We start from the raw sequence: 25,783 nt of genomic DNA, 5'->3' as shown, positions 1-25,783 counted from the left end.
CGGGCCGATAGGCTGTCGCCGGAATGTGGTCGTGCGCACGCACGGCCCACGGGCGCCGCTGGGCCGACCGGTCCGGCTGGGCAACACGGTCTGGGAGGTCCTCAGTGACGGTACGGGTCGGCATCAACGGGTTCGGTCGGATCGGCCGCAACTTCTATCGGGCGGTCGCCGCCAGCGGGGCCGACGTCGAGGTCGTGGCGGTCAACGACCTGACCACGCCCGAGACGCTCGCGCACCTGCTCAAGTACGACAGCATCCTGGGCAAGCTGGCCGAGGACGTCTCGGTCGTCGGTGACGGCATCAAGGTCGGCGGCGCCACCATCAAGGTGCTGGCCGAGCGCGACCCGGCGAACCTGCCCTGGGGCGAGCTGGGCGTCGACGTCGTCGTCGAGTCCACCGGCTTCTTCACCAAGGCCGACGACGCGCGCAAGCACGTCGACGCCGGTGGGGCCAAGAAGGTCATCATCTCGGCGCCGGCCACCGGCGACGACCTGACGATCGTCATGGGCGTCAACCACGAGCAGTACGACGGCTCGCAGACGATCATCAGCAACGCGTCCTGCACCACCAACTGCCTGGCCCCGCTGGCCAAGGTGCTCAACGACGCCTTCGGCATCGAGCGTGGCCTGATGACCACGATCCACGCCTACACCGCCGACCAGAACCTGCAGGACGGCCCGCACAAGGACATGCGCCGCGCCCGCGCCGCCGCGCTGAACATCGTCCCCACCTCCACCGGTGCGGCCAAGGCGATCGGCCTGGTGCTGCCGGAGCTGAAGGGCAAGCTCGACGGCTACGCGCTCCGCGTCCCGGTGCCGACCGGCTCGGCGACCGACCTGACCGTGACCCTGTCCCGCGAGGTCACCGTGGACGAGGTCAACGCGGCCTACAAGGCGGCCGCAGATGGTCCGCTGGCCCCCTACCTGGTCTACACCGACGCCCCGATCGTCTCCTCCGACATCGTCACCGACCCGGCCTCGTGCATCTACGACTCCGGTCTGACCAAGGTGTTCGGCAACCAGGTCAAGGTCGTCGGCTGGTACGACAACGAGTGGGGCTACTCCAACCGCCTCGTCGACTCCGTCGTGCTGGTGGGCAGCAAGCTCTGATGCGGTCCGTCGACGAGCTCATCGCCGACGGGGTGTCGGGTCGGCGCGTGCTGCTGCGCGCCGACCTGAACGTCCCGTTGGACTCGGACAGCGGCGCGATCACCGACGACGGCCGGATCCGGGCCAGCCTGCCCACGATCTCGGCGCTCCGCGAGGCCGGCGCCCGGGTCGTCGTCGCCGCGCACCTGGGCCGCCCCAAGGGCGAGCCCGACCCGCGGTACTCCCTGGCGCCGGTCGCCGCACGGCTCGGTGAGCTGCTCGGCACCGAGGTGCCGCTGGCTGCCGACGTCGCCGGCCCCGATGCCACGGCGAAGGTCGCGGCGCTCGCCGACGGCCAGGTGCTCATGCTGGAGAACGTCCGCTTCGAGGCCGCCGAGACCAGCAAGGACGACGCCGCCCGCGGCGAGCTGGCCGACCGGCTCGCCGGGCTGGCCGACCTCTACGTGGACGACGCCTTCGGTGCCGTGCACCGCAAGCACGCCTCGGTCTACGACGTGGCCGAGCGCCTCCCGCACGCGGCCGGCCGGCTGGTCGCCCGCGAGCTGGAGGTGCTCACCCGGCTCACCGAGAGCCCGGAGCGGCCCTACGTCGTCGTGCTCGGCGGCTCCAAGGTCAGCGACAAGCTCGGCGTGATCGAGGCGCTGCTGCCCAAGGTCGACCGGCTGCTGGTCGGCGGGGGGATGACCTACACCTTCCTGGCCGCCCAGGGCCACGAGGTCGGGACGTCGCTGCTGGAGGCCGACCAGGTCGACAGCTGCCGTCGGCTGCTGGCCGAGGCCGGCGACCGGATCGTGCTGCCGGTCGACGTGGTCTGCACGCCGGAGTTCAGCGCCGACGCGCCGACCACCGTGCTGCCGGCCACCGGGATCCCGGCCGACCAGATGAGCCTGGACATCGGCCCGAAGAGCGTCGAGCTCTTCGCCGAGGCCCTGGCCGGCGCACGCACCGTGTTCTGGAACGGGCCGATGGGCGTGTTCGAGCTCGCCCCCTTCCAGGGCGGCACCCGGGGCGTGGCGCAGGCCGTCGGCGCGATCGACGGGCTCTCCGTCGTCGGCGGCGGCGACTCCGCGGCCTCCGTGCGTCAGCTCGGGCTGGACGAGGCGGCCTACGGTCACATCAGCACCGGCGGCGGCGCGTCGCTGGAGTACCTCGAGGGCCGGGAGCTCCCCGGGCTCGCGGTGCTCGCGGACTGAGGGGCGAGACATGGCACGCACGAAGCCCAGGCCGCCCCGGGAGGGCCGCCGTCCGCTCATCGCGGGCAACTGGAAGATGCACCTGACCCACCTCGAGGCGATCGGCCTGGTGCAGAAGCTCGCCTTCTCGCTGACCGAGCCACAGCTGGAGGACGCCGAGGTCGTCGTCGTCCCGCCGTTCACCGCGCTGCGCAGCGTGCAGACCCTGGTGGCCGGCGACAAGCTGGAGATCGGGTACGGCGCGCAGGACGTCTCGGCGCAGGACTCCGGCGCCTACACCGGGGAGGTCAGCGGGGCGATGCTCGCCGCGCTCGCCTGCCAGTACGTGCTCGTGGGCCACTCCGAGCGGCGCACGCTGCACGGCGAGGACGACACGGTGGTCGCGGCCAAGGTCCAGGCGGCGCTGCGGCACGGACTGGTCCCGCTGCTGTGCGTGGGGGAGGGGCTCGACGTCCGCCGGGCGGGCACCCACGTCGCGCACTGCACCGACCAGCTGGACCGGGCCCTGGACGGCGTCCCCACCGAGCAGCTCCAGGAGCTGGTGATCGCCTACGAGCCGGTGTGGGCGATCGGCACCGGTGAGGTGGCCACGCCGGATGATGCGCAAGAGGTCTGTGCGGCGCTGCGGGCGCGGCTCGCCGAGCGTCACGGCGCGGACACGGCTGCAGCGGTCCGTATCCTCTACGGGGGATCGGTCAAGGCCGGCAACACCGCCGGCATCCTCGCCGGGCCGGACGTCGACGGTGCGCTCGTCGGCGGGGCCAGCCTGGACGCCGACGAGTTCGCACAGATCTGTCGTACCGCTGCCGGTGGGAGCTGACCGCCGCCGGCACTGACCGGGCGGAGCAGCACCCACGTTGACGCACAGCACCGAACGGCGACCGGCCGCCCAGCGCACCCCTCGGGGAGCAGGGCGGTCGGTCGTCGTCGTGGTCCTGGCCGCCGCACTGGCCGTGCTGACCGGCTGCGGCAGCGACAACAGCGGGCTGGCCGGGGTGCCGACCGTGGCGGCGGAGCCCGACAGCGGGGTCGAGGGCGTGCGCGCACCCTCCGAGGAGACCGGCGGGACGCTGCGGCTGGTCACCGGCGAGATCGACAGCCTGGACCCGCAGCGCTCCTACATGCCCTCGGTGTGGAACCTGATGCGGCTGTACACCCGCACCCTGGTCACCTACTCCGCCGAGCCGGGCAGGACCGACGAGCTGGTCCCCGACCTCGCCACCGACCTCGGCACCAGCACCGACGGCGGCCGCACCTGGACGTTCACCCTGCGCGAGGGCGTGCGGTTCGAGGACGGCCGGCCGATCACCTCGCGCGACGTGAAGTACGGGATCGAGCGCTCCTTCGCCTCCGACGTGGTCGTCGGCGGCCCCACCTACGTCGTCGACCTGCTCGACGACCCCGCGGACCCCTACGCCGGTCCCTACCAGGACGAGACCGCCGACCGGCTGGGGCTGGCCTCGATCGAGACCCCCGACGACCGGACGATCGTCTTCCGGCTCACCAGCCCGGCGCCGGACTTCCCCTTCGTCATGGCCCTGCCCTCGAGCAGCCCGGTGCCGGTGGAGAGCGACACCGGCGGTGACTACGGTGCCCGTCCGGTCAGCTCCGGCCCCTACCTGATCACCTCCGTGGACCCGGTGGCCGGGATCGTGCTGTCCCGCAACCCGCAGTGGGACCCGGCCACCGACGACGTCCGCACGGCCCTGCCGGACGAGGTGGTGGTGCGCACCGGGCTCTCCGGTGTGGCCCGTGACCAGGCCCTGCTGGCCGGGTCGGCCGACGCGGACCTCTCAGGGACCGGCGTGCAGCAGGCCACCACCAGCCGGCTGGACGACGAGGACCTGGCCGCGCGGATCGACGACGTCACCACCGGCACGGTGCGGCTGCTGGCCCTGCCGACGACGGTGGCCCCGATGGACGACCCGTCCTGCCGGGCTGCCGTGGCGGCCGCGGTCGACCGGTCGGCCGTGCAGCAGGCCCTGCTGGGTGCCGGCAACGCCGTGCGGACGTCGGTGCTCTGGCCGCGCGCGATCGCCGGCGCCCCCGAGGAGTCCGACCCCCAGCCGGATCTGGCCGCTGCCCGGGCGGCGCTGGCCGCCTGCGGTCAGCCCGACGGCTTCAGCACGGTGCTGGCCGTCCCCGACGTGCCGTCCAGCGTCGAGGTGGCCGAGGCCATCGCGGCGGACCTCGCGGAGGTGCAGATCGCCGTCGAGGTGCGCCCGCTGGACCCGGCCACCTACTACGCCACCGACGTCGGCAACCCCGATGCCGTGACCGCGGCGGGATACGGGATGGTGCTGGCCACCTGGACCGCGGACTTCCCGACCTCGGCGTCCTTCCTGCTCCCACTGGTCGACGGGCGCTCGATCCGCAAGGTCGGGAACACCAACTACGCGTACCTGAACGACCCGACCGTCAACGGGCTGGTGGACGCCGCCCGGGCAGCGACCGAGCCGGCCGCGGCCGCCGACGCCTGGCGCCAGGTCGGGTACGCGGTGCAGGAGACGTCGGCCTACGTCCCGCTGGTGGAGAACCGGGTGCAGTTGCTGGCCGGTCAGCGGCTGCGCAACGGCGTGGTCATGCAGCCCTACGGGGGCTACGACGTCGCGACGGCCGGAGTCCGCTGACCGGCGCCGGCTGAGCGGACGCCCGGGCCCCGTCGGTTAGGCTGGACCGTCGAGAGCCCCCGACCCGGCGGGTGCGAGCCCACCCACCCCGTTGTGTACGGGACAGGAGACCAAGAACGATGGAGTTGTTCCTCAACGTCCTGCTGGTCCTCACCAGCCTGTTGTTGATCGTGCTCATCCTGCTGCACCGCGGCAAGGGCGGCGGTCTGTCCTCGATGTTCGGTGGTGCGGTGTCCTCGCAGCTGTCCGGCAGCTCGGTGGTGGAGAAGAACCTCAACCGGCTGACCGTCTTCGCCGGGGTGCTGTGGGCCGTCTGCATCGTGGCGCTCGGGCTCCTGCTCAAGGTCTGAACGAGGTCCCCAATCCCCCCGCACCTCGCAGGCTCGGCGCGGGCCCCCAGAGGGGGCCAGCGCGTGCGATCGTTCCCATCGGTGCCAGGGCGCGTGGCGGCACACAGGGTGTTCACATCGTGACCCTGAACCGGCTGGTCAGGCCCTAGACTGCCCCCGCGGTGATCAACTCAGTCACCGCGACGTGGCAGCGATCAGGGGGGCCGCTCGTGGCTGGTGGGAACGCGATCCGGGGGAGCCGGGTCGGTGCGGGACCGATGGGTGAGGCCGAACGGGGCGAGGCAGCGCCTCGGAACCGGATCGGCTTCTGGTGCGCGAACAACCACGAGTCGCGGGTCGCCTTCGCGACGGACGTCGACGTCCCGGAGACCTGGGACTGCCCGCGGTGCGGGCTGCCGGCCGGGACCGACCAGCAGAACCCGCCGCCGGCGCCGCGGACGGAGCCGTACAAGACGCACCTCGCCTACGTCCGCGAGCGTCGGTCGGACGCGGACGGTGACGCCCTCCTGGAAGAGGCCCTGAGCCGGCTGCGCGCCCGCCGCGGCGCCTGAAGAAGGGCCCCGCTGCCCCCCTGGCCACTCGCGAACTCGCGAGCGGCAGGGGCAGGACGTCACAGGCCCGGTCACCCCATGAGCAGCTGGGGTGACCGGGCCTGTCGGATGTCCTGCGCTCAGGCGCGGGGGAGCTGGCCGGCCGCTGCGGTGTCCAGCAGCCAGCGGGTGGCCTGCTTGCCCTGTGCCCCGGCCGCCGGGAGCTGGACCGGGTCGGCGCCGGACAGTGCCCGGGCGACGGCCTCGGCCTTGCCCTCGCCGCTGACCAGCAGCCAGACCTCCTCCGCCGCGGTGATCGCCGCGAACCCGAGGCTCACCCGGGTCGGCGGCGGCTTCGGGCAGTCGCGGACCGCGACCACCGGACGGTGGTCGGTGGCCGCCGGCGACTCCGGGAAGATCGAGGCCACGTGGCCCTCTTGCCCCATGCCCAGCAGCAGCACGTCGATCCGGGGCATCGGCCCGCCGTCACCAGCGGCTGCGGCGAGCTGCTCGGCGTACCAGGCCGCTGCCTCCTCCGGCTCGTCGAAGCCCGCGTCCGAGGAGGGGATCGGGTGCACCCGCTCCGGGTCCAGCGCCACCTTGCTCAGCAGCGACTCGCGGGCGCCGAGCTCGTTGCGGTCCGGGTGGTCGACCGGCACGAAGCGCTCGTCACCCCACCACACGTCCACGCGCCCCCAGTCGACGACGGCGTGCTCGGGCTCGGCCGCCAGTGCGGCGACCCGTTCGAGCACCGCCGTCCCGATGCCCCCGCCGGTGAGCACGACCGACGCCGTCCCGTGCACGGCCTGGGCGGCGGCCAGCCGGGCGACCAGCGCGGAGGCCACGGCGCGGGCCAGCTGGTCGGCGTCGGGCTGCACGACCACGTCGGGCGTCCGGCTCTCCTGCTGGCTCATCGTGTGCGCGCCTTCCTGGTCGGGGCCTTGCCGCCTGCCGCCGACGGTGCGTCGGGGGCCTGGACGGCCCGCTGCTCGGCGGAGTCGTCCGCGGGGGAGTCGTGCTCGCCGCTCTCGGCCACCTCGTCGGCGTCGGCGGAGTCGTCGGGCACCGTGGGGGCCGGCGTGGCAGCCGATGCCCCGTTGCCGTTGCCGTTGGCCGGCTCGGAGGTCTGCTGCGGCCGCATCGGGTCGTACCAGACGTGGTCCCGGCAGGCCGGCCGGTCGGAGAGACCGTTCGCCCCGGTGACCGCCTCCAGGGCCTCGCTGTAGGGCTCGTCGGAGTCCAGCCGGCGGAGCTCCTCACCGATGAGCTCACCGAGGCTGCGGTCGGGGAGCGCGACGATCGCCTCCGGGCGGAACGGCTGGTTGATCACCGCACCGCCCTTGCGGTCGTCCTGCACGCGGACCACCTCGTCCTGGTCCAGCCGCAGCTCGACGCTGTCGATGCCGGCGGACCCGGGCACCCGTGCGGTGGCGACCACCGGGATGTCGCAGCCGCACCGGGAGGACAGCCAGCCGGCGACCAGCTGGGCGGTCGCGCTCTCGGGGTCGCCCTCGACCTGTCCGCCCCGGACGCGCACCGAGTCGCCGCGGCGCCCGGAGACCGAGTCCAGGGTCGAGGCCAGCGTCGCCCGCCACGGGGTGCTGCGGGTCCACGCCAGGTCGGTGTCACCGGGCGCGTAGTCGTGCGCCCGGGTCCGCAGCGCGGCGACCGGGTCGGCGCCCATGGCGGAGTCGGTGATCCGGCGGTCGGCGATCACGCCGAGCGCATCCCGGGCGATCTGCTCCGGCGGCGCCTCGTGCCACCAGGTGACGACGGGGGCGTCGGCGGCCAGCAGCGGCAGCACGACGGACTCCGCGTGCAGCCCCAGCCGGCCGTACATGCGCATGACGACGGCCTCGCCCGGCCCCAGCCGGCCACCGATCAGCACCTCGGCGTCCAGCCGCGGCACCGGCGCCTCGACCTGGCGGCGGACCACGATGAGCAGCCGGCACGGGTGCACCTCGGCCGCGGCGGACGCGGCCTGCTCGGCCTCCGCGACCCGGCCCTCGTCGGCGACGACCACCAGGGTGAGTGCCACCCCGCTCATCACGGCGCCGCCGGTGCGGCGCTGGGCGGCCAGTTCCTTGACCACCGCGGATCCGGTGGTGTCCCACAGCGTGGTCATGGGGTCCCCTCCTGGGGAGTCGCGCGGGCGGTGGGTGGGCGGCCGCTCACGGTCGGCGCCACTGGCGGCCGTCGGCTTCGAGCATGGCATCGGCGGCCCGCGGACCCCACTCGCCTGCCCGGTACGGGTGCGGCTCGGTGGAGGCCCAGTACGCCTCGAGCGGGTCGATGACCGCCCAGGAGGCCTCCACCTCAGCGTTCCGGGGGAACAGCGTGGCGTCACCGAGCAGCACGTCGAGCAGCAGGCGCTCGTAGGCCTCCGGGCTCGCCTCGGTGAACTGCTCGCCGTAGAGGAAGTCCATCGCGACGTCGCGGACCTCCATCACGCTGCCGGGCACCTTGGAGCCGAACTTCAGCGTCATGCCCTCGTCGGGCTGCACCCGGATGACGAGCTGGTTGTGACCGAGCTCCTCGGTGTCGGTGGGCGCGAAGGGCAGGTGCGGCGCCCGCTTGAACACCAGCGCGATCTCGGTGACCCGGCGGGGCAGCCGCTTGCCGGTGCGCAGGTAGAACGGGACGCCGGCCCAGCGCCGGGTCTCCACGCCGAGCCGGACGGCGGCGTAGGTCTCGGTGGTGGAGTCGGTCGCCACGCCCTCCTCCTGGCGGTAGCCGTTCGCCCGCTGGCCGGCCAGCCAGCCCTGCTCGTACTGGCCGCGGATGGCGAACTGGACCATGTCGTCGTCCGCGGGGACGGAGACCGCCCGGAGGACCTTGAGCTTCTCTGTGCGGATCTCCTCCGCGGAGAACTCGACCGGCTCCTCCATGGCGGTCAGCGCCAGCAGCTGGAGCAGGTGGTTCTGCAGGACGTCGCGGGCGGCACCGGTCTTCTCGTAGAACCCGGCCCGCCCGCCGATGCCGACGTCCTCGGCCATGGTGATCTGCACGGAGTCGACGTGGTGGCCGTTCCAGATCGGCTCGAACATCGAGTTGGCGAAGCGCAGGGCCAGCAGGTTCTGGACCGTCTCCTTGCCCAGGTAGTGGTCGATCCGGAAGACGTCGTCGGCAGTGAACACGGAGTCGACGAGCTCGTTCAGCTCGCGGCTGGAGGCCAGGTCGGTGCCGAAGGGCTTCTCCACCACGACGCGGCGCCAGCGGTCCATGCTGCTCTCGGCCATCCCGGTGCGCTGCATCTGCTTCAGCACGGTCGGGAACATCGCCGGCGGGATGGACAGGTAGAACGCGGCGTTGCCGCCGATGCCGTGGCTGCCCTCGAGCTCGGCCAGGTTGCTGGCCAGCTCGTCGAAGGCGTCGTCGTCGTCGAAGGAGCCCTGGACGAACCGGACGCTGTTCGCCAGCCGCTCCCACACCTCCTCGCGCCACGGGGTGCGGGCGTGCTCGCGCGCGGCCGATCGCGCCAGCTCGGAGAACTCCACGTCGCCCCAGTCGCGGCGGGCGAAGCCCAGCAGCGCGAAATTGGTGGGCAGCAGGCCCCGGTTCGCCAGGTCGTAGACGGCGGGGAGGAGCTTCTTGCGCGAGAGGTCCCCGGTGATCCCGAAGACGACCAGGGCGCAGGGCTCGGGGACCCGGGGCAGCCGCCGGTCCCGTGGGTCGCGCAACGGGTTGGTGGGCATCGTGTCCGTCCTCGATCAGCTCGCAGGGTGCCCGTCGTCCGGTGCGGCGCCGGAACGGACGACGGACGGTGTCCAAGGGGGTGGTGCGCAGACGGGACAGCGCGGGGCCCGGGGGCGGCAGGTGCGCCGCCGCCCGGGCCCCGGGGGGTCAGGCCTTGTCCTGCAGCTGCTCCTGCACCGAGCCGGTCAGCTCGTCCCAGGCGTCGACGAACTTCTGCACGGCCTCGTCCTCGAGGACGCGGAACACGTCGTCGAGGTCGACACCGGCGTCGGCCACCGCCTGCATGACCTTCTCGGCGTCCGCGTAGGCCGACTGCACCGGGGTGCCGGCCTGGCCGTGGTCGGCGTAGGCCTGCATGGTCTTCTCCGGCATGGTGTTCACCGTGTCCGGGGCGATGAGCTCGGACAGGTACAGGGTGTCGGAGTAGTCGGGGTTCTTGACCCCGGTCGAGGCCCACAGCGGCCGCTGCTTGCTCGCACCCTTGGCCTCGAGCGCCTTCCAACGGTCGGAGGAGAAGACCTCCTCGTAGGCCTGGTAGGCCAGCTGGGCGTTGGCGACGCCGGCCTTGCCCTTGAGCGAGGCGTCCGCGCCACTGTCGTCCAGGCGCTTGTCGATCTCGGTGTCCACCCGGGACACGAAGAACGACGCGACCGACTCGATGCCCTCGAAGGAGGCGTTCGGGTCCTCGGCCAGCCGCTGCTCCAGGCCGGAGAGGTAGGCGTCCATGACGGCCTTGTAGCGGTCGAGGCTGAAGATCAGCGTCACGTTGACGCTGATGCCCCGGGCGATCGAGGTGGTGATCGCCGGGAGGCTCGCCAGCGTGGCCGGGATCTTGATGAAGAGGTTCGGCCGGTCGACGAGCCACCACAGGTGGGCGGCCTCGGCGGCGGTGGCGTCCTCGTCGTGCGCCAGGCCCGGCGCGACCTCGAGGGAGACCCGGCCGTCGCGGCCGGTCCGGGCTGCGACGGGCGCGAGCAGGTCGCAGGCGTCGCGGACGTCGGCTGCGGTGATGGTGCGCAGCGCCTCCTCGACGCTGACCTTGCGGACGGCCAGCGCGTGCAGCTGGTCGTCGTAGGACTTCGAGCCGCTGATCGCCGCGGCGAAGATGCTCGGGTTGGTGGTGACGCCGACGACGCTCTGCTCGTCGACCAGCGACTGCAGGTTCCCGCTGCGGATGCGGTCACGGGAGAGGTCGTCGAGCCAGACGGCGACCCCCGCCTTCGACAGCTGTGCCAGGTTCTCGTTCTGGGCCATCTCATGCCCTCCTGTCGGTGTGGTCAGGCCCCGTGGTCGGGGCCCGTTGCGAGTTGTCGACCAGTGGTGGCCCCGACCCGGGTCCCGCCTCGAGTGTGCGGCGGCGGGACCCGGGAGGGGGTCCGGTGCTCAGTGGTCGGCGGTGGCGTCGGAGGCGAAGACCCCGCCGCGGGAGACGCCGGCACCGCTCGGCGGGTTGGCGCCGGAGGCAGCGGCCTGGATGCTCTCTCGTGCAGCCGCGACGACGGCGTCCTCGGTCAGCCCGAACTCCTCGTACAGCTTCGAGTAGGACGCGCTGGCGCCGTAGTGGTTGAGCCCGACGATCCGCCCGGCGTCGCCGACGAACTCCCGCCAGCCCATCGGCACCCCGGCCTCGACGCTGACCCGCGCCTTGACCGACGGGGGCAGCACCTGCTCGCGGTAGGCCTGGTCCTGCTCGGCGAACCACTCCCAGCAGGGCAGGGACACGACCCGGGTGGGTACGCCCTGGGCCTCGAGCTGCTCCCGGGCGGCCACCGCGATCTGCACCTCGGAGCCGGTGCCCATGAGCACCACCTCGGGCTGGCCGTTGGACGCCTCGGCCAGCACGTAGCCGCCCTTGGCGGTGCCCTCCGCCGAGGCGAACTGGGTGCGGTCGAACACCGGCAGGTTCTGCCGGGACAGCGCCAGACCGGCGGGCCGGTCGTTGTGCTCGAGGATCGTGCGCCAGGCCACCGCGGTCTCGTTGGCGTCGGCCGGGCGGACGAAGTCCAGCCCCGGGATGGCACGCAGCGCGGCGTAGTGCTCGATCGGCTGGTGGGTCGGGCCGTCCTCGCCCAGGCCGATCGAGTCGTGGGTCCACACGTAGGTGACCGGCAGCTGCATGACGGCGGCGAGCCGCACCGCACCGCGCATGTAGTCGGAGAACGTGAGGAAGGTGCCGCCGTAGACGCGGGTGCCACCGTGCAGCGCGATGCCGTTCATGACCGCGCCCATGGCGTGCTCACGGACACCGAAGTGCAGCGTGCGGCCGTAGGGGCCACCGGACCACATCTTGGTCTGGCGGCTGGCCGGCAGGAACGAGGGCTCGCCCTTGACCGCGGTGTTGTTGCTCTCGGCGAGGTCGGCCGACCCGCCCCACAGCTCGGGGAGCTCGGGGTAGAGGGCGGCGAGGACCTCACCGGAGGCCTTGCGGGTGGCGACGCCCTTGGGGTCGGCGTCCCAGGACGGGAGCTTCCCGGCCCAGCCCTCGGGGAGCGTGCGGCTGCTCATCCGCTCCATCAGGGCGGCGCCCTCGGGGTTGGCCGCGGTCCAGGCGTCGAACCGCTGCTGCCACTCGGCGTGCGCCTGCTGGCCGCGGGTGACTGCCTTGCGGGTGTGCTCGATGACCTCGGGGGCGACCTCGAAGGACTTCTCCGGGTCGAACCCGAGGATCTCCTTGGTCGCCTTGACCTCGTCGTCGCCGAGCGCCGAGCCGTGCACGGCGCCGGTGTTCTGCTTGTTCGGCGCCGGCCAGCCGATGACCGTGCGCAGCACGATGATCGACGGGCGGGTGGTCTCGGCCTTGGCGGCGGCGAAGGCGGCGTCCACGGCGGCCAGGTCCTCGCCGTCGTCGACGCGCTGGACGTGCCAGCCGTAGGCGGCGTACCGGGCGCCGACGTCCTCGGTGAAGGCGACGGTGGTGTCGTCCTCGATCGAGATCTTGTTGTCGTCGTAGACCAGGACGAGGTTGCCCAGCTCCTGGGTGCCGGCCAGCGAGGATGCCTCGCCGCTGACGCCCTCCTCCAGGTCACCGTCGGAGGCGAAGGCCCAGATGGTGTGGTCGAACAGGCTCTCGCCCTCGGGGGCGTCGGGGTCCAGCATGCCGCGCTCGCGGCGGGCGGCCATGGCCATGCCGACCGCGTTCCCGACACCCTGTCCCAGTGGGCCGGTGGTGGTCTCGACGCCGGCGGTGTGCCCGACCTCGGGGTGGCCCGGGGTCTTCGAACCCCAGGTGCGCAGCGCCTGCAGGTCCTCCAGCTCCAGGCCGTAACCGGCGAGGTAGAGCTGGACGTACAGGGTCAGGCTGGAGTGCCCCATGGAGAGCACGAAGCGGTCGCGGGCGGCCCAGTTCGGGTCGCTGGGGTCGTGCTTGAGCCACTTCTGGAACAGCAGGTACGCGACCGGCGCCATGCTCATCGCGGTGCCGGGGTGGCCGTTGCCGACCTTCTGCACCGCGTCCATGGCCAGGACGCGCGCGGTGTCGATGGCCGTGCGGTCCAGGTCGCCGAAGCCCTCGGGGAGGGTCGGGTCGGGCTGGCGGGGCGAGCCGGTCGAGGAGTCGGTGGCGGCCTCGGCGGGGGCCTCGGCTGCGGTGCTCTTGGTTCCGTTGTCGCTGGTCATGTGGCGCTCGGAGCTCCCTCGGGGATCGGTCGGTGTCGGACCCGCCCGGGGGCGCGGGGGGCAGTTCACCCCGGGCGGACGACGATGCGCACCACGGCCGCCCCGGTCGGCGCGGTCGGAGGTCGTGAGCGTGGGCGCGCCGTCGTCCTCGACGGCTGCCCTACCCGCATCACGCGCAGAGTCAACGTGATCAAACCCTAGTGGTGTCCGGCCATTCCCCGTAGGTGGGCCGGGCTACAGTGGGCGGGCTACCCCATCCCCGGCGGAGAAGGACCTCGTGGTGCCCTGCTGCCCGCGCGACGCTGCGCTCCTGGGCCCCCCGTGACGGCGATCGCCGACCGCTCCGTCGGTCGAGCCCGGCCGGTGCGCTCCGCCCGTGCGACGGTCGCCGCCTACGTCTCGCTGACCAAGCCGAAGCTGGTCGAGCTGCTGCTGGTCACCACCCTGCCGGCGATGATGCTCGCGGCCGGGGGCTGGCCGGGCACCGGCCTGGTCGTGGCCACCCTGGTCGGCGGCATGCTCGCCGCCGGGGCCGCCAACACGATCAACTGCTGGTACGACCGGGACATCGACCGGCTGATGTCGCGCACCCGCGACCGGCCGATCCCCAGCGGGGTGATCGCCCCTCGCAACGCGCTGGCCTTCGGTGTGCTGCTGGCGTGGGTCTCGCTGGTCCTGCTCGGCCTGTTCACCACGCCCCTGGCCACCGCCCTCGCGGCTGCCGCGGTGCTGGCCTACTCGGTGCTCTACACGATGGTGCTGAAGCGCCGGACCAGGCACAACACCGTGTTCGGTGGCTTGCCGGGCGCCGCCCCGGTGCTGATCGGCTGGGCTGCGGTCACCGGCTCGCTGGACTGGCCCGCCTTCGTCTTCTTCGGCATCGTCTTCTGCTGGCAGATGCCGCACTTCTGGGCGCTGGCCAGCCGGTTCCGCTTCGACTACTTCCGGGCCGGGGTGCCGATGCTCTCGGTCGTCGCCGGGCCGGTCACCGTCGGGCGCCAGTCCGTCGCCTGGGCCTGGGGCACGCTGGGCACCTCGCTGCTCATGGTGCCGGCGACGCCGCAGCTGGGCTGGGTCACCGGCATCGCCACCCTGGGTCTGGGCGCCTGGTACGTCGCGGAGTCGCACGCCTGGCTGAGGCGGATCAAGGCGGGCGTCCCCGACCGTCCGATGCGGCTGTTCTCGGTGTCGATCACCTACATGACGCTGCTGTCGATCGCCCTGGTGGCCGACGTCCTCGTCTGACGGGGGACGCACTCACCCACCGCGCGGCGGTGAGCGGGTGAGGTGGTGTGCACCCGTGGCCGGTCCTGACCTCTGGACCAGCCGCAGCTGCACATCACCGGAGCCGTGGGCTGAGCCACGCACGGGGTGCGGCGCTCTCCGTGAGCGGGCTCGTCGCCTGGTCAGCGCCGAGCTGCCCGTCAGTGGGTGGCGGCGGCGCGCTCCGGCGAGGCCTCGACCGGCAGCTCGGTGGCCGGACCACGCACCGACCAGACCAGTCGGGCGGCGAAGGCGGTGGTCAGCACCGCGCCGGCCATGTGCGGCAGCACCAGCAGGATGGGCAGCCCGGTGAAGTACTGCACGTAGCCGACCACCCCCTGGGCCAGCTCGACGAGCAGCAGGTCGCGGGCGGCCCGGCGGACCCGGCCGGGGGAGTCGGTGGCGTACAGCGCCACCAGGAGCGCGATCGTCAGCCCGAGCAGCAGGAAGACGGCGTCGGCGTGCAGCTGGCTCATCAGCGCCGGGTCGAAGCCGGTGCGGCCGGCCTCGGGGTCGCCGCTGTGCGGGCCGCTGCCGGTCACCACCGTGCCGAGCACCAGGACCACCGCCGTGGTGGCGGCGACGCCATGCACCAGCAGGGCGAAGGGACGGCGCACGACCAGCTGGCCCACCCCCGGCTCCCGGGACCGCAGCCACATGACGGTCGTCAGGGCCACGAGGGCGGTGGAGACCAGGAAGTGCGCGGCGACCGTGTACGGGTTGAGGCCGGTGAGCACGGTGATCCCGCCCACCACGCCCTGTGCGGGGATGCCCAGGAACGCCAGCGCGGCCAGCAGCCGGAGGTCGCGGCGGGCGGACCGGAGGACCGCGACCAGCGTGGCCGCGGCGATGGCCACCAGGACGAAGGTCAGCAGCCGGTTGCCGAACTCGATGACGCCGTGGGCGGCGAGCTCCGGCGTCGTGGTGAAGCTGTCCTCGGTGCACCGGGGCCAGGTCGGGCAGCCCAGCCCTGAGTCGGTGAGCCGGACGAACCCGCCGGTGAGGACGATCAGGCCGTTGGCGACGACGCTGGCCAGCGCCAGCCGGGAGACCGTCGAGTTGCGCACCCGCGAGGGAAGGACCGACACGGCACCGATGCTACTGACCGAGGGGCTCCTCGCCGTCGGTCCGATCGATCCGGCAGCGGCCCACCTGGGCGGTTCCGCTCGCCGTGTGACGCGCCTCTCCACGAGCCCGCAGGTAAGGCCGACCTTCCTTGCGGGCTCCCCGATTAAGCACACAATCGTGTTGTGGAATCCGTTGCGGCCCGAGCCGCCGTCCCCTCCGCCGGTGCGCCGGCCGAGGACGGGCGCACCCGTGACCGGGTGAGCAGCCTCCTCCTCGAGCACGGCCCGCAGACCGCCGCCGAGCTCGCCGGTCGGCTGGGCATCTCACCGGCCGCGGTGCGCCGGCACCTCGACGGCCTGGTCGCCGCCGGTCGGGTCACCGAGCGCGAGGCGCCCGGCGGCCAGCGGGGGAGGGGGCGACCGGCTCGCCGGTTCGCCCTCACCGACGCCGGCCGGGAGTCCTTCCCGCACGCCTACGACGACCTGGCGCTCACGGCGCTGCGGTTCGTCGCCGAGCACGGTGGGCCGGACGCCGTCCGCGCCGTCGCCGAGCAGCAGCTCTCCGGGCTGGCACAGCGGTGCTCCACCGCAGTCGAGTCCGCGCTCGAGGAGGCCGCACCGGGCGCCGGTGAGGTCGACCGGGCGCAGGTGCTCGCCGTCGCGCTGACCGCCGAGGGCTACGCCGCGACCGCCTCGGCGATCTCCAGCGGCGGGCAGCTGTGCCAGCACCACTGCCCGGTCGCCCACGTCGCGGCGGAGTTCCCGCAGCTGTGCGAGGCTGAGACGGCGGTGATCAGCCGGCTGGTCGGCACGCATGTCCAGCGGCTGGCCACGATCGCCCACGGCGACGGGATCTGCACCACCCACATCCCCGCGCAGCTGGCCCTGCGGGCCGGACTCCGCGCCGGGAACAAAGCCACCCCTGCACGCCCTGTACCTGCTGGTCGCGCTACGCCCTCCGGCGCCGGCGCCAGCACTCGCACCACCCCCTCGATCGACCGGGAGAGGACCCCCGCATGACCACCACGCAGCCGGTGCCCAGCGCGCCGATGACGCAGGACGAGACGATCGACGCGCTCGGCCGGTACAAGTACGGCTGGTCGGACACCGACGCCGCCGGCGCCTCGGCCACCCGCGGCATCAACGAGGACGTCGTCCGCGACATCTCGCGCCGCAAGAACGAGCCCGAGTGGATGCTCGAGCGCCGGCTGAAGGCGCTGAAGATCTTCGGGAAGAAGCCCATGCCCGACTGGGGTTCCGACCTCTCCGGCATCGACTTCCAGAACATCAAGTACTTCGTGCGGTCGACCGAGGCGCAGGCCACCTCGTGGGAGGACCTGCCCGACGACATCAAGAACACCTACGACAAGCTGGGCATCCCCGAGGCGGAGAAGCAGCGGCTGGTCTCCGGTGTCGCGGCCCAGTACGAGTCCGAGGTCGTCTACCACAAGATCCGTGAGGACCTCGAGGAGCAGGGCGTCCTGTTCCTGGACACCGACACCGCGCTGCGCGAGCAGCCCGAGCTGTTCCGCGAGTACTTCGGCTCGGTCATCCCGGCCGGGGACAACAAGTTCTCCGCGCTGAACACCGCGGTGTGGTCGGGTGGCTCGTTCATCTACGTGCCCAAGGGCGTCCACGTGGAGATCCCGCTGCAGGCCTACTTCCGGATCAACACCGAGAACATGGGCCAGTTCGAGCGCACCCTGATGATCATCGACGAGGGCGCCTACGTGCACTACGTCGAGGGCTGCACCGCGCCGATCTACAAGACCGACTCGCTGCACTCCGCGGTCGTCGAGATCATCGTCAAGAAGAACGCGCGTTGCCGGTACACGACCATCCAGAACTGGTCGAACAACGTCTACAACCTGGTCACCAAGCGGGCCGTGGCCCACGAGGGCGCGACCATGGAGTGGGTCGACGGCAACATCGGCTCCAAGGTGACGATGAAGTACCCGGCCGTGTGGATGACCGGTGAGCACGCCAAGGGCGAGGTCATGTCCATCGCCTTCGCCGGCGAGGGCCAGCACCAGGACGCCGGCGCCAAGATGGTGCACGCCGCCCCGCACACCTCCTCGACGATCGTGTCGAAGTCGGTGGCGCGCGGTGGTGGCCGCACCTCCTACCGCGGGCTCGTCCAGGTCGACGAGGGTGCCTACGGCTCGAAGTCGACGGTGAAGTGCGACGCGCTGCTGGTCGACACCATCAGCCGCTCGGACACCTACCCCTACGTCGACGTCCGCGAGGACGACGTGTCGATGGGCCACGAGGCGACCGTCTCGCGGGTCAGCGACGACCAGCTCTTCTACCTGATGAGCCGAGGGCTCTCCGAGGACGAGGCGATGGCGATGGTCGTGCGCGGCTTCGTCGAGCCCATCGCCCGGGAGCTGCCGATGGAGTACGCCCTCGAGCTCAACCGCCTGATCGAGCTCCAGATGGAAGGTGCCGTCGGCTGATGTCGGCTCCACAGAACACCGGTACTGACGACCAGACCACCCTGACGACCGACTCGGCCACCCTCGCCGGCGAGCTCTTTGCTCCCGGCGTGGGGGCCCAGGCCGGGCCGCCGACCACCCCGGCGGCCGGCACCGGCACCGCCGGCGACACGCCCCCCGGGTCGCACTCGCACGGCGGTCCGGCACCCACCGGCTCGCCGGCCGAGCGGTTCACCTCCACCGACCCGGACGCCTTCGGTGCACCGACCGGTCGCGAGGAGGAGTGGCGCTTCACCCCGATGCGCCGCGTTCGCGCACTGCTGGACGGCGCACCGTCGGACGCCTCCCTGGCGTGGGAGTCCGACCTGCCCGAGGGCGCAGAGCTGACCTCGGTCGAGGCCGGCGACCCGCTGCTCAAGGGCCTGCCCGAGCCGGTCGACCGGCTGGCCGCGCTGACCCGTCAGCGCAGCGGCGGCGCAGCCGTGCTCCGGATCGCCAAGGAGGCCGTGCTCGACCGCCCGGTCACCCTGGGCCTGGCCGGCACCGGAAGTGACGACGTCATCTGGGGCCAGCTGGTCGTCGAGGTCGGGGCGTTCGCGCAGGCGACCGTCGTCCTCGACCACTCCGGACTGGCCCGCTACTCCGGCGGGGTCGCCTTCCTGCTCGGCGACGGTGCGCAGCTGACCGTCGTCTCGGTGCAGGACTGGGCGCCGGGCACGGTGCACGGCGGGCAGTTCGACGCCGTCGTCGGCCGGGACGCCTCGCTCAAGCAGGTCGTGGTCACCCTCGGCGGCGACCTGGTCCGGCTCGTGAGCAACGTGCAGTACGCCGGCCCCGGCGGCTCGGCGGACCTCTACGGCGTGTACTTCGCCGACGAGACCCAGCACCAGGAGCACCGGCTCTGGGTCGACCACGGCACGCCGAACTGCCGCAGCAACGTCGTCTACAAGGGCGCGCTGCAGGGGGAGAAGGCGCACACCGTCTGGGTCGGCGACGTGCGGATCCGCCCGGCCGCGACCGGCACGGACACCTACGAGCTGAACCGCAACCTGGTGCTCACCGACGGCGCCCGCGCCGACTCGGTGCCGAACCTGGAGATCGAGACCGGTGAGATCGTCGGCGCCGGTCACGCCAGCGCCACCGGCCGGTTCGACGACGAGCAGCTGTTCTACCTCTGCTCCCGTGGGATCGACGCCGAGACGGCCCGCCGCCTCGTCGTGCGCGGCTTCTTCGCCGACGTCGTGCAGCACATCGGCGTCCCCGCCCTGCAGGACCGGCTGATGGGCACCATCGAGGCCCGCCTCGGTGCCCTCCCGGACCTCGAGGAGCAGCCGGTCGAGGTCGGCGCGTGACGTACGAGCGGGTCTGCGCGCTGTCCGAGGTGCCCGAGGAGGGCTCCCTGCGGATCGAGCTCGCCGACATCGACGTGGCCGTCGTCCAGCTCGACGGTGAGGTCTACGCGATCCAGGACGTCTGCTCGCACGCCGACGTCCCCCTGACCGACGGCGACGTCGACGACGTCGACGGGGCGCCCACCATCGAGTGCGCCCTGCACGGCTCGTGCTTCGACCTGCGCACCGGCCAGCCCACGAACCTCCCGGCCACCGAGCCGGTCCCCGTCTACCCGGTCCGGGTGGAGGGTGACGACGTCCTGGTGGACGTCGACGCCCCCCTCGCCCTGCAGCCCTGACCTGGCCAAAGCAACTGAGGAGCGAGAACCCCGTGACCAGCCCCACCGCCACCCCCACCGCCACCGGCCTCTCGGCCGGGAGCGTGCTGGAGATCCGCAACCTGCACGTCACCGTCGGTGACGGGGACGAGACCAAGGAGATCCTCCGCGGCGTCGACCTGACCGTCCGCGCGGGCGAGACCCACGCGATCATGGGCCCCAACGGGTCGGGCAAGTCGACCCTGGCCTACTCGATCGCCGGGCACCCCAAGTACACGATCACCGGCGGCACCGTGACCCTCGACGGGGAGGACGTCCTCGCGATGACCGTCGACGAGCGCGCCCGGGCCGGCCTGTTCCTGGCCATGCAGTACCCGGTCGAGGTCCCGGGCGTCTCGGTGTCGAACTTCCTGCGCACCGCCGCCACCGCGATCACCGGCGAGGCCCCGAAGCTGCGCACCTGGGTCAAGGACGTGCGCACCGAGATGACCGCGCTCGAGATGGACAGCGCGTTCGCCGAGCGCAACGTCAACGAGGGCTTCTCCGGTGGTGAGAAGAAGCGCCACGAGATCCTGCAGATGCGTCTCCTGAAGCCGAAGATGGCGATCCTCGACGAGACCGACTCCGGCCTGGACGTCGATGCGCTCCGCGTCGTCTCCGAGGGCGTGAACCGGGCCAAGGCCGACAGCCCGGTCGGCGTCCTGCTGATCACGCACTACACGCGGATCCTCAAGTACATCAAGCCCGACTTCGTGCACGTCTTCGTCGCCGGCCGGGTCGTCGACGAGGGTGGCCCGGAGCTCGCGCAGAAGCTCGAGGACGAGGGCTACGCCGCCTACGTCAAGGACTCCAACGAGCAGGCCGCCAGCGAGGCTGCATCCGCATGACCGAGACCGTCTCGCGTCCCGTGGGGGCGCGCCAGGTGCCGCTCCCGCTGGACGTCGAGGCGATCCGGGCGGACTTCCCGATCCTGTCCCGCACCGTCCGGGACGGGAAGCGGCTGGTCTACCTCGACTCGGGCGCGACCTCGCAGAAGCCGACCAGCGTCCTGGACGCCGAGCGGTGGTTCTACGAGAACGTCAACGCCGCTCCGCACCGGGGTGCGCACCAGCTCGCCGAGGAGGCCACCGCGGCCTACGAGGCGGCGCGCACCACCATCGGTGCCTTCATCGGGGCGCCGGAGAACGAGGTCGTCTTCACCCGGAACAGCACCGAGGCGATCAACCTGGTCGCCTACGCGCTGTCCAACGCAGCGACCGCCAAGGAGCCGGAGTTCCGCCGGTACGCCGTCGGTCAGGGCGACGAGATCGTCGTGACCGAGATGGAGCACCACGCGAACCTGCTGCCCTGGCAGCAGCTGTGCGAGCGGACTGGGGCGACCCTGCGCTGGCTCGGGCTCACCGACGACGGCCGGCTCGACCTGTCGGACCTGGCCACCGTGGTGAACGAGCGCACCAAGCTCGTCGCGGTGACCCAGCAGTCGAACATCCTGGGCACGATCAACCCGCTGGGCGACATCGTCGCCCGGGCCCGGGAGGTCGGCGCCCTGGTGCTGGTGGACGGCGCCCAGTCCGTGCCGCACCAGCGGGTCGACGTCACCGAGCTCGGTGCGGACTTCCTGGTGTTCTCCGGGCACAAGATGCTCGGCCCGACCGGGGTCGGCGTGCTGTGGGGCCGCTATGACGTGCTCGACGCGCTGCCGCCCTTCCTCACCGGCGGCTCGATGATCGAGGTCGTCCGGATGGAGGGCAGCACGTTCATGCCCCCGCCGCAGCGCTTCGAGGCCGGCGTGCCGATGACCGCGCAGGTCATCGGGCTCGCCGCCGCCGCGGAGTACCTGCAGCGACTCGGCATGGACGCGGTGCAGGCCCACGAGGAGGCGCTCACCGAGTACGCGCTGGCCGAGCTGCAGGCCATCCCCGGCGTCACCGTGATCGGCCCGCCGGACACCGTGGCCCGCGGGGGAGCGATCAGCTTCACCGTCGAGGGCGTCCACCCGCACGACGTCGGCCAGGTCCTCGACGACCTCGGCATCGCCGTCCGGGTCGGGCACCACTGCGCCTGGCCGGTCGTGCGCCGCTACGGCGTCCCGGCCACCACCCGGGCGACGTTCTACGTGCACACCGGGTACGACGACGTGGACGCACTCGTCGAGGGCGTGCGGGAAGCCCAGCGCTTCTTCGGTGTTGCACCCAGCGAGGTGAAGTGATGCAGCTGCAGTCGATGTACCAGGACATCATCCTGGACCACTACCGGAACCCCCACGGGCGCGGACTCCGCGACCCGTTCGAGGCCGAGGTGCACCACGTCAACCCGACGTGCGGTGACGAGGTCACCCTGCGGGTGCACCTGGAGGGCGAGACCATCGCCGACGTCTCCTACGAGGGCATGGGCTGCTCGATCAGCCAGGCCTCGGTCTCGGCGATGTACGACCTGGTGATCGGCAAGAGCGTGACCGAGGCGATGCACACCGGCGAGCAGTTCATGACGCTGATGCAGAGCAAGGGCAACGCGACCGTGGCCGAGGAGCTCGAGGACGACCTGGAGGACGCCGTGGCGTTCGCCGGCGTCTCGAAGTACCCGGCGCGGGTCAAGTGCGCACTGATGAGCTGGATGGCGCTGAAGGACGCGAGCGCCCGCGCCCTCTCCACGACGAATGAGGCGAACTGAGATGACCGAGCCCACCACCCCCGACGCCGGCCTGTACGGCGGCAAGTCCGCCCTGATCGAGGACCTCGAGGAGGCCATGCGCGACGTCGTCGACCCCGAGTTGGGCGTCAACGTCGTCGACCTCGGTCTCGTCTACGGGCTGGACGTCGACACCGACGCCAACGTGGCGATCATCGACATGACGCTGACGTCGGCGGCCTGCCCGCTGACCGACGTGATCGAGGACCAGGCCCGCCAGGCCCTCACCGGTGGCCCCGGCCCCGGCCTCGTCGGCGACATCCGGATCAACTGGGTCTGGATGCCGCCGTGGGGCCCGGACAAGATCACCGACGACGGCCGCGAGCAGCTGCGGGCCCTCGGCTTCCGGGTCTGAACCCTGCAGCTCCGCACGCTGCTGGACCAGTTGGCCGCGGGGGAGACCCCGTCGGCTGATGCGAGCGTCACGACCGTGCCGGCGCCTGCCCTCCTCGACGGACGGCGGGCGCCGGCACTCGTCGTCGGGGGGACCGGCTGGCACGTCGTGGCCGCCGACATCGAGCCGGACTGGGTGGCTGCGCAGGTCGCGCACGAGCCGGTCGAGGCGCCGCTGGGGGCCCGCTTCCTGTCGGCGCTGGCCGACCGGGTGGACGCGGAGCCCGGGGTGCTGGACGCGCTGCTGATCGCCCCGCCGGCCCCGGTGCGCCCCGGCGTCGAACTGGCGGAGGTCGAGCCCGGCGAGCACCCGCGCGTGCGGCGGGCGGTCCGGTACCGCACCGGGGTGCGGGTGTGGACGACACCCGACAGCGCCGCCCTGCTGGTCCTCGGCCGCGGCATCTGCGGCCGGTGGGAGGTCAGCGTCGAGGTCGACCCGTCGGCCCGTGGCCGTGGGCTCGGCACCGCCCTGGCCGCAGCGGCCCCGTCACTGGTACCCGGCGCTGAGCCGCTGTGGGCGCAGGTCGCCCCGGCCAACACCGCCTCGCTGCGGTCGTTCCTCGCGGCGGGCTGGCGCCCGGTCGGTGCCGAGGTGCTCTTCGGGTCCAGACCCGAGGGTCAGTCGCACCCCATGGGTGGATCGACCAGCGGCCAGGCCTCGACGGTCCCGGACGACGTCACCAGGTACGCGTGCTCCAGCTCCTCCCCGGACGGCAGCCAGAGCTGCACGCCCGACTCGTTCCGGTAGCCGGTCCGGACGGCGTCGGCGGGCAGCACAGCGTCCCCGGCGAAGCCCGAGGACAGCTCGGCAGAGACCACCCCCTCGGGGTCCCGGACGAACTGGCGTCCCGTTGCCGTGCCCGGTGGCCAGGCGACCCGGAGGAACACCGCGGCCGTCCAGTCGCAGTGGTCTTCGCCGCGGTACAGCTGCAGTTGGTCGCGGCTGGGCGCTCCCTCGTCGTCCTGCCACTGTCCGAGGAGCGGCGAGTCGGGACCTCCACAGGCGCCGATCCCGACCGCCACCAGTGCGGTCAGTACGCCGGCGCCGGTCCGTCGCTGCCACCCCTGGAGGTCCATCCGCCCAGCCTGGCCCAGCACGGGGGTCGACGGGGACCCGGTGACTGGATCGTGACAGTGCAGTGACTGCAATAGAGCTGCATCAGCGCAGGTCAGCGACGCGGGCGAGGGCTGCGCGGGCGCGCGTCCGGCGCTGCTCGTAGACCGCGCCCGCGGCGAGCAGGACAGCCCCGGCCGCCCCGACCGCGAGCAGGCCGGTCAGGGGCAGGTGGACGACCAGCCGACCGAGGGCCACCGCGGTCAACGACGCAGCACCCACCACCAGCGGGGCCTGTACCTGCCAGCGGCTGCCCGCCGTCGCGCTGACCGTGGCGGCGAGGACGACCAGCACCAGTCGCAGCAGATCCGGCTCGGTGGCCGCCAGCCAGACCGACGGGACGAAGGCGACCACCAGTCCGGGGCCCCACGCCGGCCAGGACGCGCCGCGGGCCAGTCGTCGTCCTGAGTACAGCCACAGCACCGTGGCGGCCGGGAGCGTGTAGGCCTCCGGCACGCCGATCCCGGCGCTGCCGGCGGCCAGCCAGGCGGCCAGGACCAGTGCGGTGCACCCACCGGCCCGGACGGGTGCCCGGTCGGTGACCGTGCCGGAGGCGATGAAGCCCGCGCCGACGACGGCCAGGGCGAGGGCCAGGCCGGGCAGGTGCCCGGTGCCGGCCAGGTGCGCCAGCCCGGCAGCGGCGACCGCCGCGGCCGTCCAGGTCAACGGCAGCTCCGCGGGCTGCCCGCGCAGGGCGGTCGCGGCGCCGAGGGCCAGCAGGCACCACAGCACCAGCAGCTGACCGGCCGGCGCCGACCCGAGACTGCCATCGGCCTCGGCCAGCAGCACGGCGGCCGCCAGGCAGCCCACCACGACCGGCAGCGCCCACCGGCGGTCGCTGGGCTGCCGGGCGGCGACCACCAGCGCGGGGACGGCGGCGACCGCGACCAGGGCAGCCAGCGCCGTCCAGCGCCCCGACCCGAGCAGCTGGACGACGGCCAGACCGGTGAGCACCGCGGCGGCGGCGAGACCCGACGGGCGGAGCAGGCGGGACGGTCCCGGGGAGGCAGCCGCACCGACCACCGTCGCGAGCGCCAGGCCGAGGTAGCCGCTGGTCATCACCCCGACCGGCCCCGCGGCCTGCAGCAGCCCGGCGACGGCGGCCCCGGCCACCAGCCCGGCCGCCACCGGGACGGCGGCCGGGGGACCCAGCGCGGGCCGCAGGTCTGCTCGTCGGGGCAGGGCGAGCAGCGCACCGGCCGCCAGCAGCATCAGCGCGGAGGGCACCAGCGCGGCGGCGACCGACTCCGTCGTCCACACGTGGGCGGTGGCCTCGACGACCCCCGTCACCCACCAGGCGGCCGCGGTGACCAGGGTGACCACCGCGACGGCCCGGCGGACGGCCAGCGTGATCACCAGACCGGCGACGGCGGTGGCCAGCACGGCGGAGGCGTGCGGGGCCAGCGACAGTCCGGAGCCGGTCAGCGCGCTCAGCACCGCCCCCTGCCCGGCTCCCCAGGCGGCGATCGGCCAGGTGAGCGTCGTCCGCGCGATCAGGCCGAGGACGACGAAGACCGCGGCGAGCAGGGAGAGCAGCACCGCGCTCGGGCCGCCGGGGCCGTCCCCGGCCGACCACGCGGCCACCGCGGCGAGCACCACCGCGGCCGAGGCGAGGGCCTCCTCGCTGCTGCGGAGACCCCGGCCCCCCGCGCGCAGCGACCCCAGGGTCGCGGCGACGGTGAGCAGGGCGACCACGAGGAGGCCCGGGACGGAATCGGCGTCGGTGAGCGTGGCAGCGCCGGCGGCGACCACGGCGACCGCGCCGGCGCCGAGGAGCACCTGCTGGGGGGCGACGTCGCCGGTGCCAGTGTCGGTCGGCGCCGTGTCCGTCGGTGCCGTGTCCGCCGGCGCCGCGGTCGGCGGGGGATCGCCCAGCGGCGGTGGGTAGACCACCTCGGGGCTGCCGGGCACCGCTCACCTCCGCTGTCTGGACCGTCGCGTGCGACCACGGCTGGTGCCTGCGTACCCCAGGTGACGTGGAGGTCACCCGGCAATCCGGTCGGCCGATGGCGGTCGAGCGCCTATCATGGG

The 25,783-nt window shown here is 73.0% G+C and carries 23 protein-coding genes; 16 read left to right on the top strand and 7 right to left on the bottom strand.

Annotation, left to right across the window (positions count from 1 at the left end; all coding sequences use genetic code 11):
* Positions 1–104 precede the first annotated feature (104 nt).
* The 6 genes from gap (at position 105) to O2V63_RS10795 (ending at position 5,833) form a co-directional block, all read left to right on the top strand.
* Positions 105–1,109, top strand: coding sequence for a type I glyceraldehyde-3-phosphate dehydrogenase (gene gap / locus O2V63_RS10820; RefSeq protein WP_269167533.1), 1,005 nt, complete (start codon positions 105–107; stop codon positions 1,107–1,109).
* Entirely contained in the window at positions 1,109–2,302 is a 1,194-nt protein-coding gene (locus O2V63_RS10815; RefSeq protein ID WP_269167532.1) for a phosphoglycerate kinase, read from the top strand. The genes gap and O2V63_RS10815 overlap by 1 nt, the downstream gene beginning before the upstream one ends.
* A gap of 10 nt (positions 2,303–2,312) precedes the next feature.
* A complete protein-coding gene (gene tpiA, locus O2V63_RS10810; protein WP_269167531.1) occupies positions 2,313–3,122 on the top strand; it encodes a triose-phosphate isomerase in 810 nt (269 codons plus the stop codon).
* Positions 3,123–3,159: 37 nt separating this feature from the next.
* Entirely contained in the window at positions 3,160–4,932 is a 1,773-nt protein-coding gene (locus O2V63_RS10805) for an ABC transporter substrate-binding protein (protein WP_269167530.1), read from the top strand.
* A 119-nt stretch (positions 4,933–5,051) separates the two neighbouring features.
* Positions 5,052–5,282, top strand: a complete 231-nt coding sequence (gene secG / locus O2V63_RS10800) for a preprotein translocase subunit SecG (protein WP_269165138.1) — start codon at positions 5,052–5,054, stop codon at positions 5,280–5,282.
* Between the two features lie 161 nt (positions 5,283–5,443).
* The gene (locus O2V63_RS10795; RefSeq protein WP_442929016.1) at positions 5,444–5,833 is read left to right on the top strand and encodes an RNA polymerase-binding protein RbpA; all 390 of its coding nucleotides are present in this window, start codon (positions 5,444–5,446) and stop codon (positions 5,831–5,833) included.
* A 119-nt stretch (positions 5,834–5,952) separates the two neighbouring features.
* Here O2V63_RS10795 and pgl read toward each other — a convergent pair whose 3' ends face one another.
* From pgl to tkt, 5 genes are all read right to left on the bottom strand, one after another.
* Complete coding sequence (gene pgl / locus O2V63_RS10790) at positions 5,953–6,726, bottom strand: 6-phosphogluconolactonase (RefSeq protein WP_269167529.1); 774 nt, start codon at positions 6,724–6,726, stop codon at positions 5,953–5,955.
* Entirely contained in the window at positions 6,723–7,937 is a 1,215-nt protein-coding gene (locus O2V63_RS10785) for a glucose-6-phosphate dehydrogenase assembly protein OpcA (RefSeq protein WP_269167528.1), read from the bottom strand. Before O2V63_RS10785 ends, pgl begins: the two co-directional genes overlap by 4 nt.
* Before the next feature lie 46 nt (positions 7,938–7,983).
* Positions 7,984–9,507: a glucose-6-phosphate dehydrogenase gene (zwf, locus tag O2V63_RS10780; RefSeq protein WP_269165135.1), complete on the bottom strand. Its 1,524-nt coding sequence runs from the start codon at positions 9,505–9,507 to the stop codon at positions 7,984–7,986.
* Between the two features lie 148 nt (positions 9,508–9,655).
* Positions 9,656–10,762 carry a transaldolase gene (gene tal / locus O2V63_RS10775; RefSeq protein ID WP_269167527.1) on the bottom strand — a complete coding sequence of 369 codons (1,107 nt, stop codon included), beginning with the start codon at positions 10,760–10,762 and terminating at the stop codon, positions 9,656–9,658.
* 129 nt (positions 10,763–10,891) lie between these two features.
* Positions 10,892–13,123: a transketolase gene (gene tkt, locus O2V63_RS10770; RefSeq protein ID WP_269167526.1), complete on the bottom strand. Its 2,232-nt coding sequence runs from the start codon at positions 13,121–13,123 to the stop codon at positions 10,892–10,894.
* Between the two features lie 363 nt (positions 13,124–13,486).
* Between tkt and O2V63_RS10765 the strand changes: the two genes are divergently transcribed.
* A complete protein-coding gene (locus tag O2V63_RS10765; protein ID WP_269167525.1) occupies positions 13,487–14,368 on the top strand; it encodes a heme o synthase in 882 nt (293 codons plus the stop codon).
* A gap of 179 nt (positions 14,369–14,547) precedes the next feature.
* On the opposite strand, the gene O2V63_RS10760 is transcribed toward O2V63_RS10765, so the two are convergent.
* Complete coding sequence (locus tag O2V63_RS10760) at positions 14,548–15,474, bottom strand: COX15/CtaA family protein (protein ID WP_269167524.1); 927 nt, start codon at positions 15,472–15,474, stop codon at positions 14,548–14,550.
* Positions 15,475–15,636: 162 nt separating this feature from the next.
* Between O2V63_RS10760 and O2V63_RS10755 the strand changes: the two genes are divergently transcribed.
* The 9 genes from O2V63_RS10755 to O2V63_RS10715 all read left to right on the top strand — a co-directional run bounded on the left by O2V63_RS10755 (position 15,637) and on the right by O2V63_RS10715 (position 23,386).
* The gene (locus tag O2V63_RS10755; protein WP_269167523.1) at positions 15,637–16,473 is read left to right on the top strand and encodes a helix-turn-helix transcriptional regulator; all 837 of its coding nucleotides are present in this window, start codon (positions 15,637–15,639) and stop codon (positions 16,471–16,473) included.
* Entirely contained in the window at positions 16,470–17,909 is a 1,440-nt protein-coding gene (gene sufB, locus O2V63_RS10750; protein WP_036338674.1) for a Fe-S cluster assembly protein SufB, read from the top strand. The genes O2V63_RS10755 and sufB overlap by 4 nt, the downstream gene beginning before the upstream one ends.
* Positions 17,909–19,240, top strand: coding sequence for a Fe-S cluster assembly protein SufD (gene sufD, locus O2V63_RS10745; protein ID WP_269167522.1), 1,332 nt, complete (start codon positions 17,909–17,911; stop codon positions 19,238–19,240). Before sufB ends, sufD begins: the two co-directional genes overlap by 1 nt.
* Positions 19,237–19,578, top strand: a complete 342-nt coding sequence (locus O2V63_RS10740; protein ID WP_269167521.1) for a Rieske (2Fe-2S) protein — start codon at positions 19,237–19,239, stop codon at positions 19,576–19,578. Before sufD ends, O2V63_RS10740 begins: the two co-directional genes overlap by 4 nt.
* A gap of 32 nt (positions 19,579–19,610) precedes the next feature.
* On the top strand, positions 19,611–20,444 hold the full coding sequence (gene sufC, locus O2V63_RS10735) for a Fe-S cluster assembly ATPase SufC (RefSeq protein WP_269167520.1): 834 nt from the start codon (positions 19,611–19,613) through the stop codon (positions 20,442–20,444).
* A complete protein-coding gene (locus O2V63_RS10730) occupies positions 20,441–21,766 on the top strand; it encodes a cysteine desulfurase (protein WP_269167519.1) in 1,326 nt (441 codons plus the stop codon). Before sufC ends, O2V63_RS10730 begins: the two co-directional genes overlap by 4 nt.
* Positions 21,766–22,227: a Fe-S cluster assembly sulfur transfer protein SufU gene (gene sufU / locus O2V63_RS10725; protein ID WP_269165124.1), complete on the top strand. Its 462-nt coding sequence runs from the start codon at positions 21,766–21,768 to the stop codon at positions 22,225–22,227. Before O2V63_RS10730 ends, sufU begins: the two co-directional genes overlap by 1 nt.
* Position 22,228: 1 nt before the next feature.
* Positions 22,229–22,600, top strand: coding sequence for a metal-sulfur cluster assembly factor (locus O2V63_RS10720; protein WP_036338662.1), 372 nt, complete (start codon positions 22,229–22,231; stop codon positions 22,598–22,600).
* Between the two features lie 75 nt (positions 22,601–22,675).
* Positions 22,676–23,386 carry a GNAT family N-acetyltransferase gene (locus tag O2V63_RS10715; protein ID WP_269167518.1) on the top strand — a complete coding sequence of 237 codons (711 nt, stop codon included), beginning with the start codon at positions 22,676–22,678 and terminating at the stop codon, positions 23,384–23,386.
* 411 nt (positions 23,387–23,797) lie between these two features.
* Here O2V63_RS10715 and O2V63_RS10710 read toward each other — a convergent pair whose 3' ends face one another.
* Positions 23,798–25,663 (bottom strand): SCO7613 C-terminal domain-containing membrane protein, encoded by a 1,866-nt coding sequence (locus O2V63_RS10710; RefSeq protein ID WP_269167517.1) that lies wholly within the window; start codon positions 25,661–25,663, stop codon positions 23,798–23,800.
* Between the last annotated feature and the right edge of the window lie 120 nt (positions 25,664–25,783).

The sequence above is a fragment of the Modestobacter sp. VKM Ac-2977 genome, from assembly GCF_026968045.1.
Taxonomy (GTDB): domain Bacteria; phylum Actinomycetota; class Actinomycetes; order Mycobacteriales; family Geodermatophilaceae; genus Modestobacter.
This window is presented reverse-complemented; position numbering and strand designations above follow the sequence as displayed.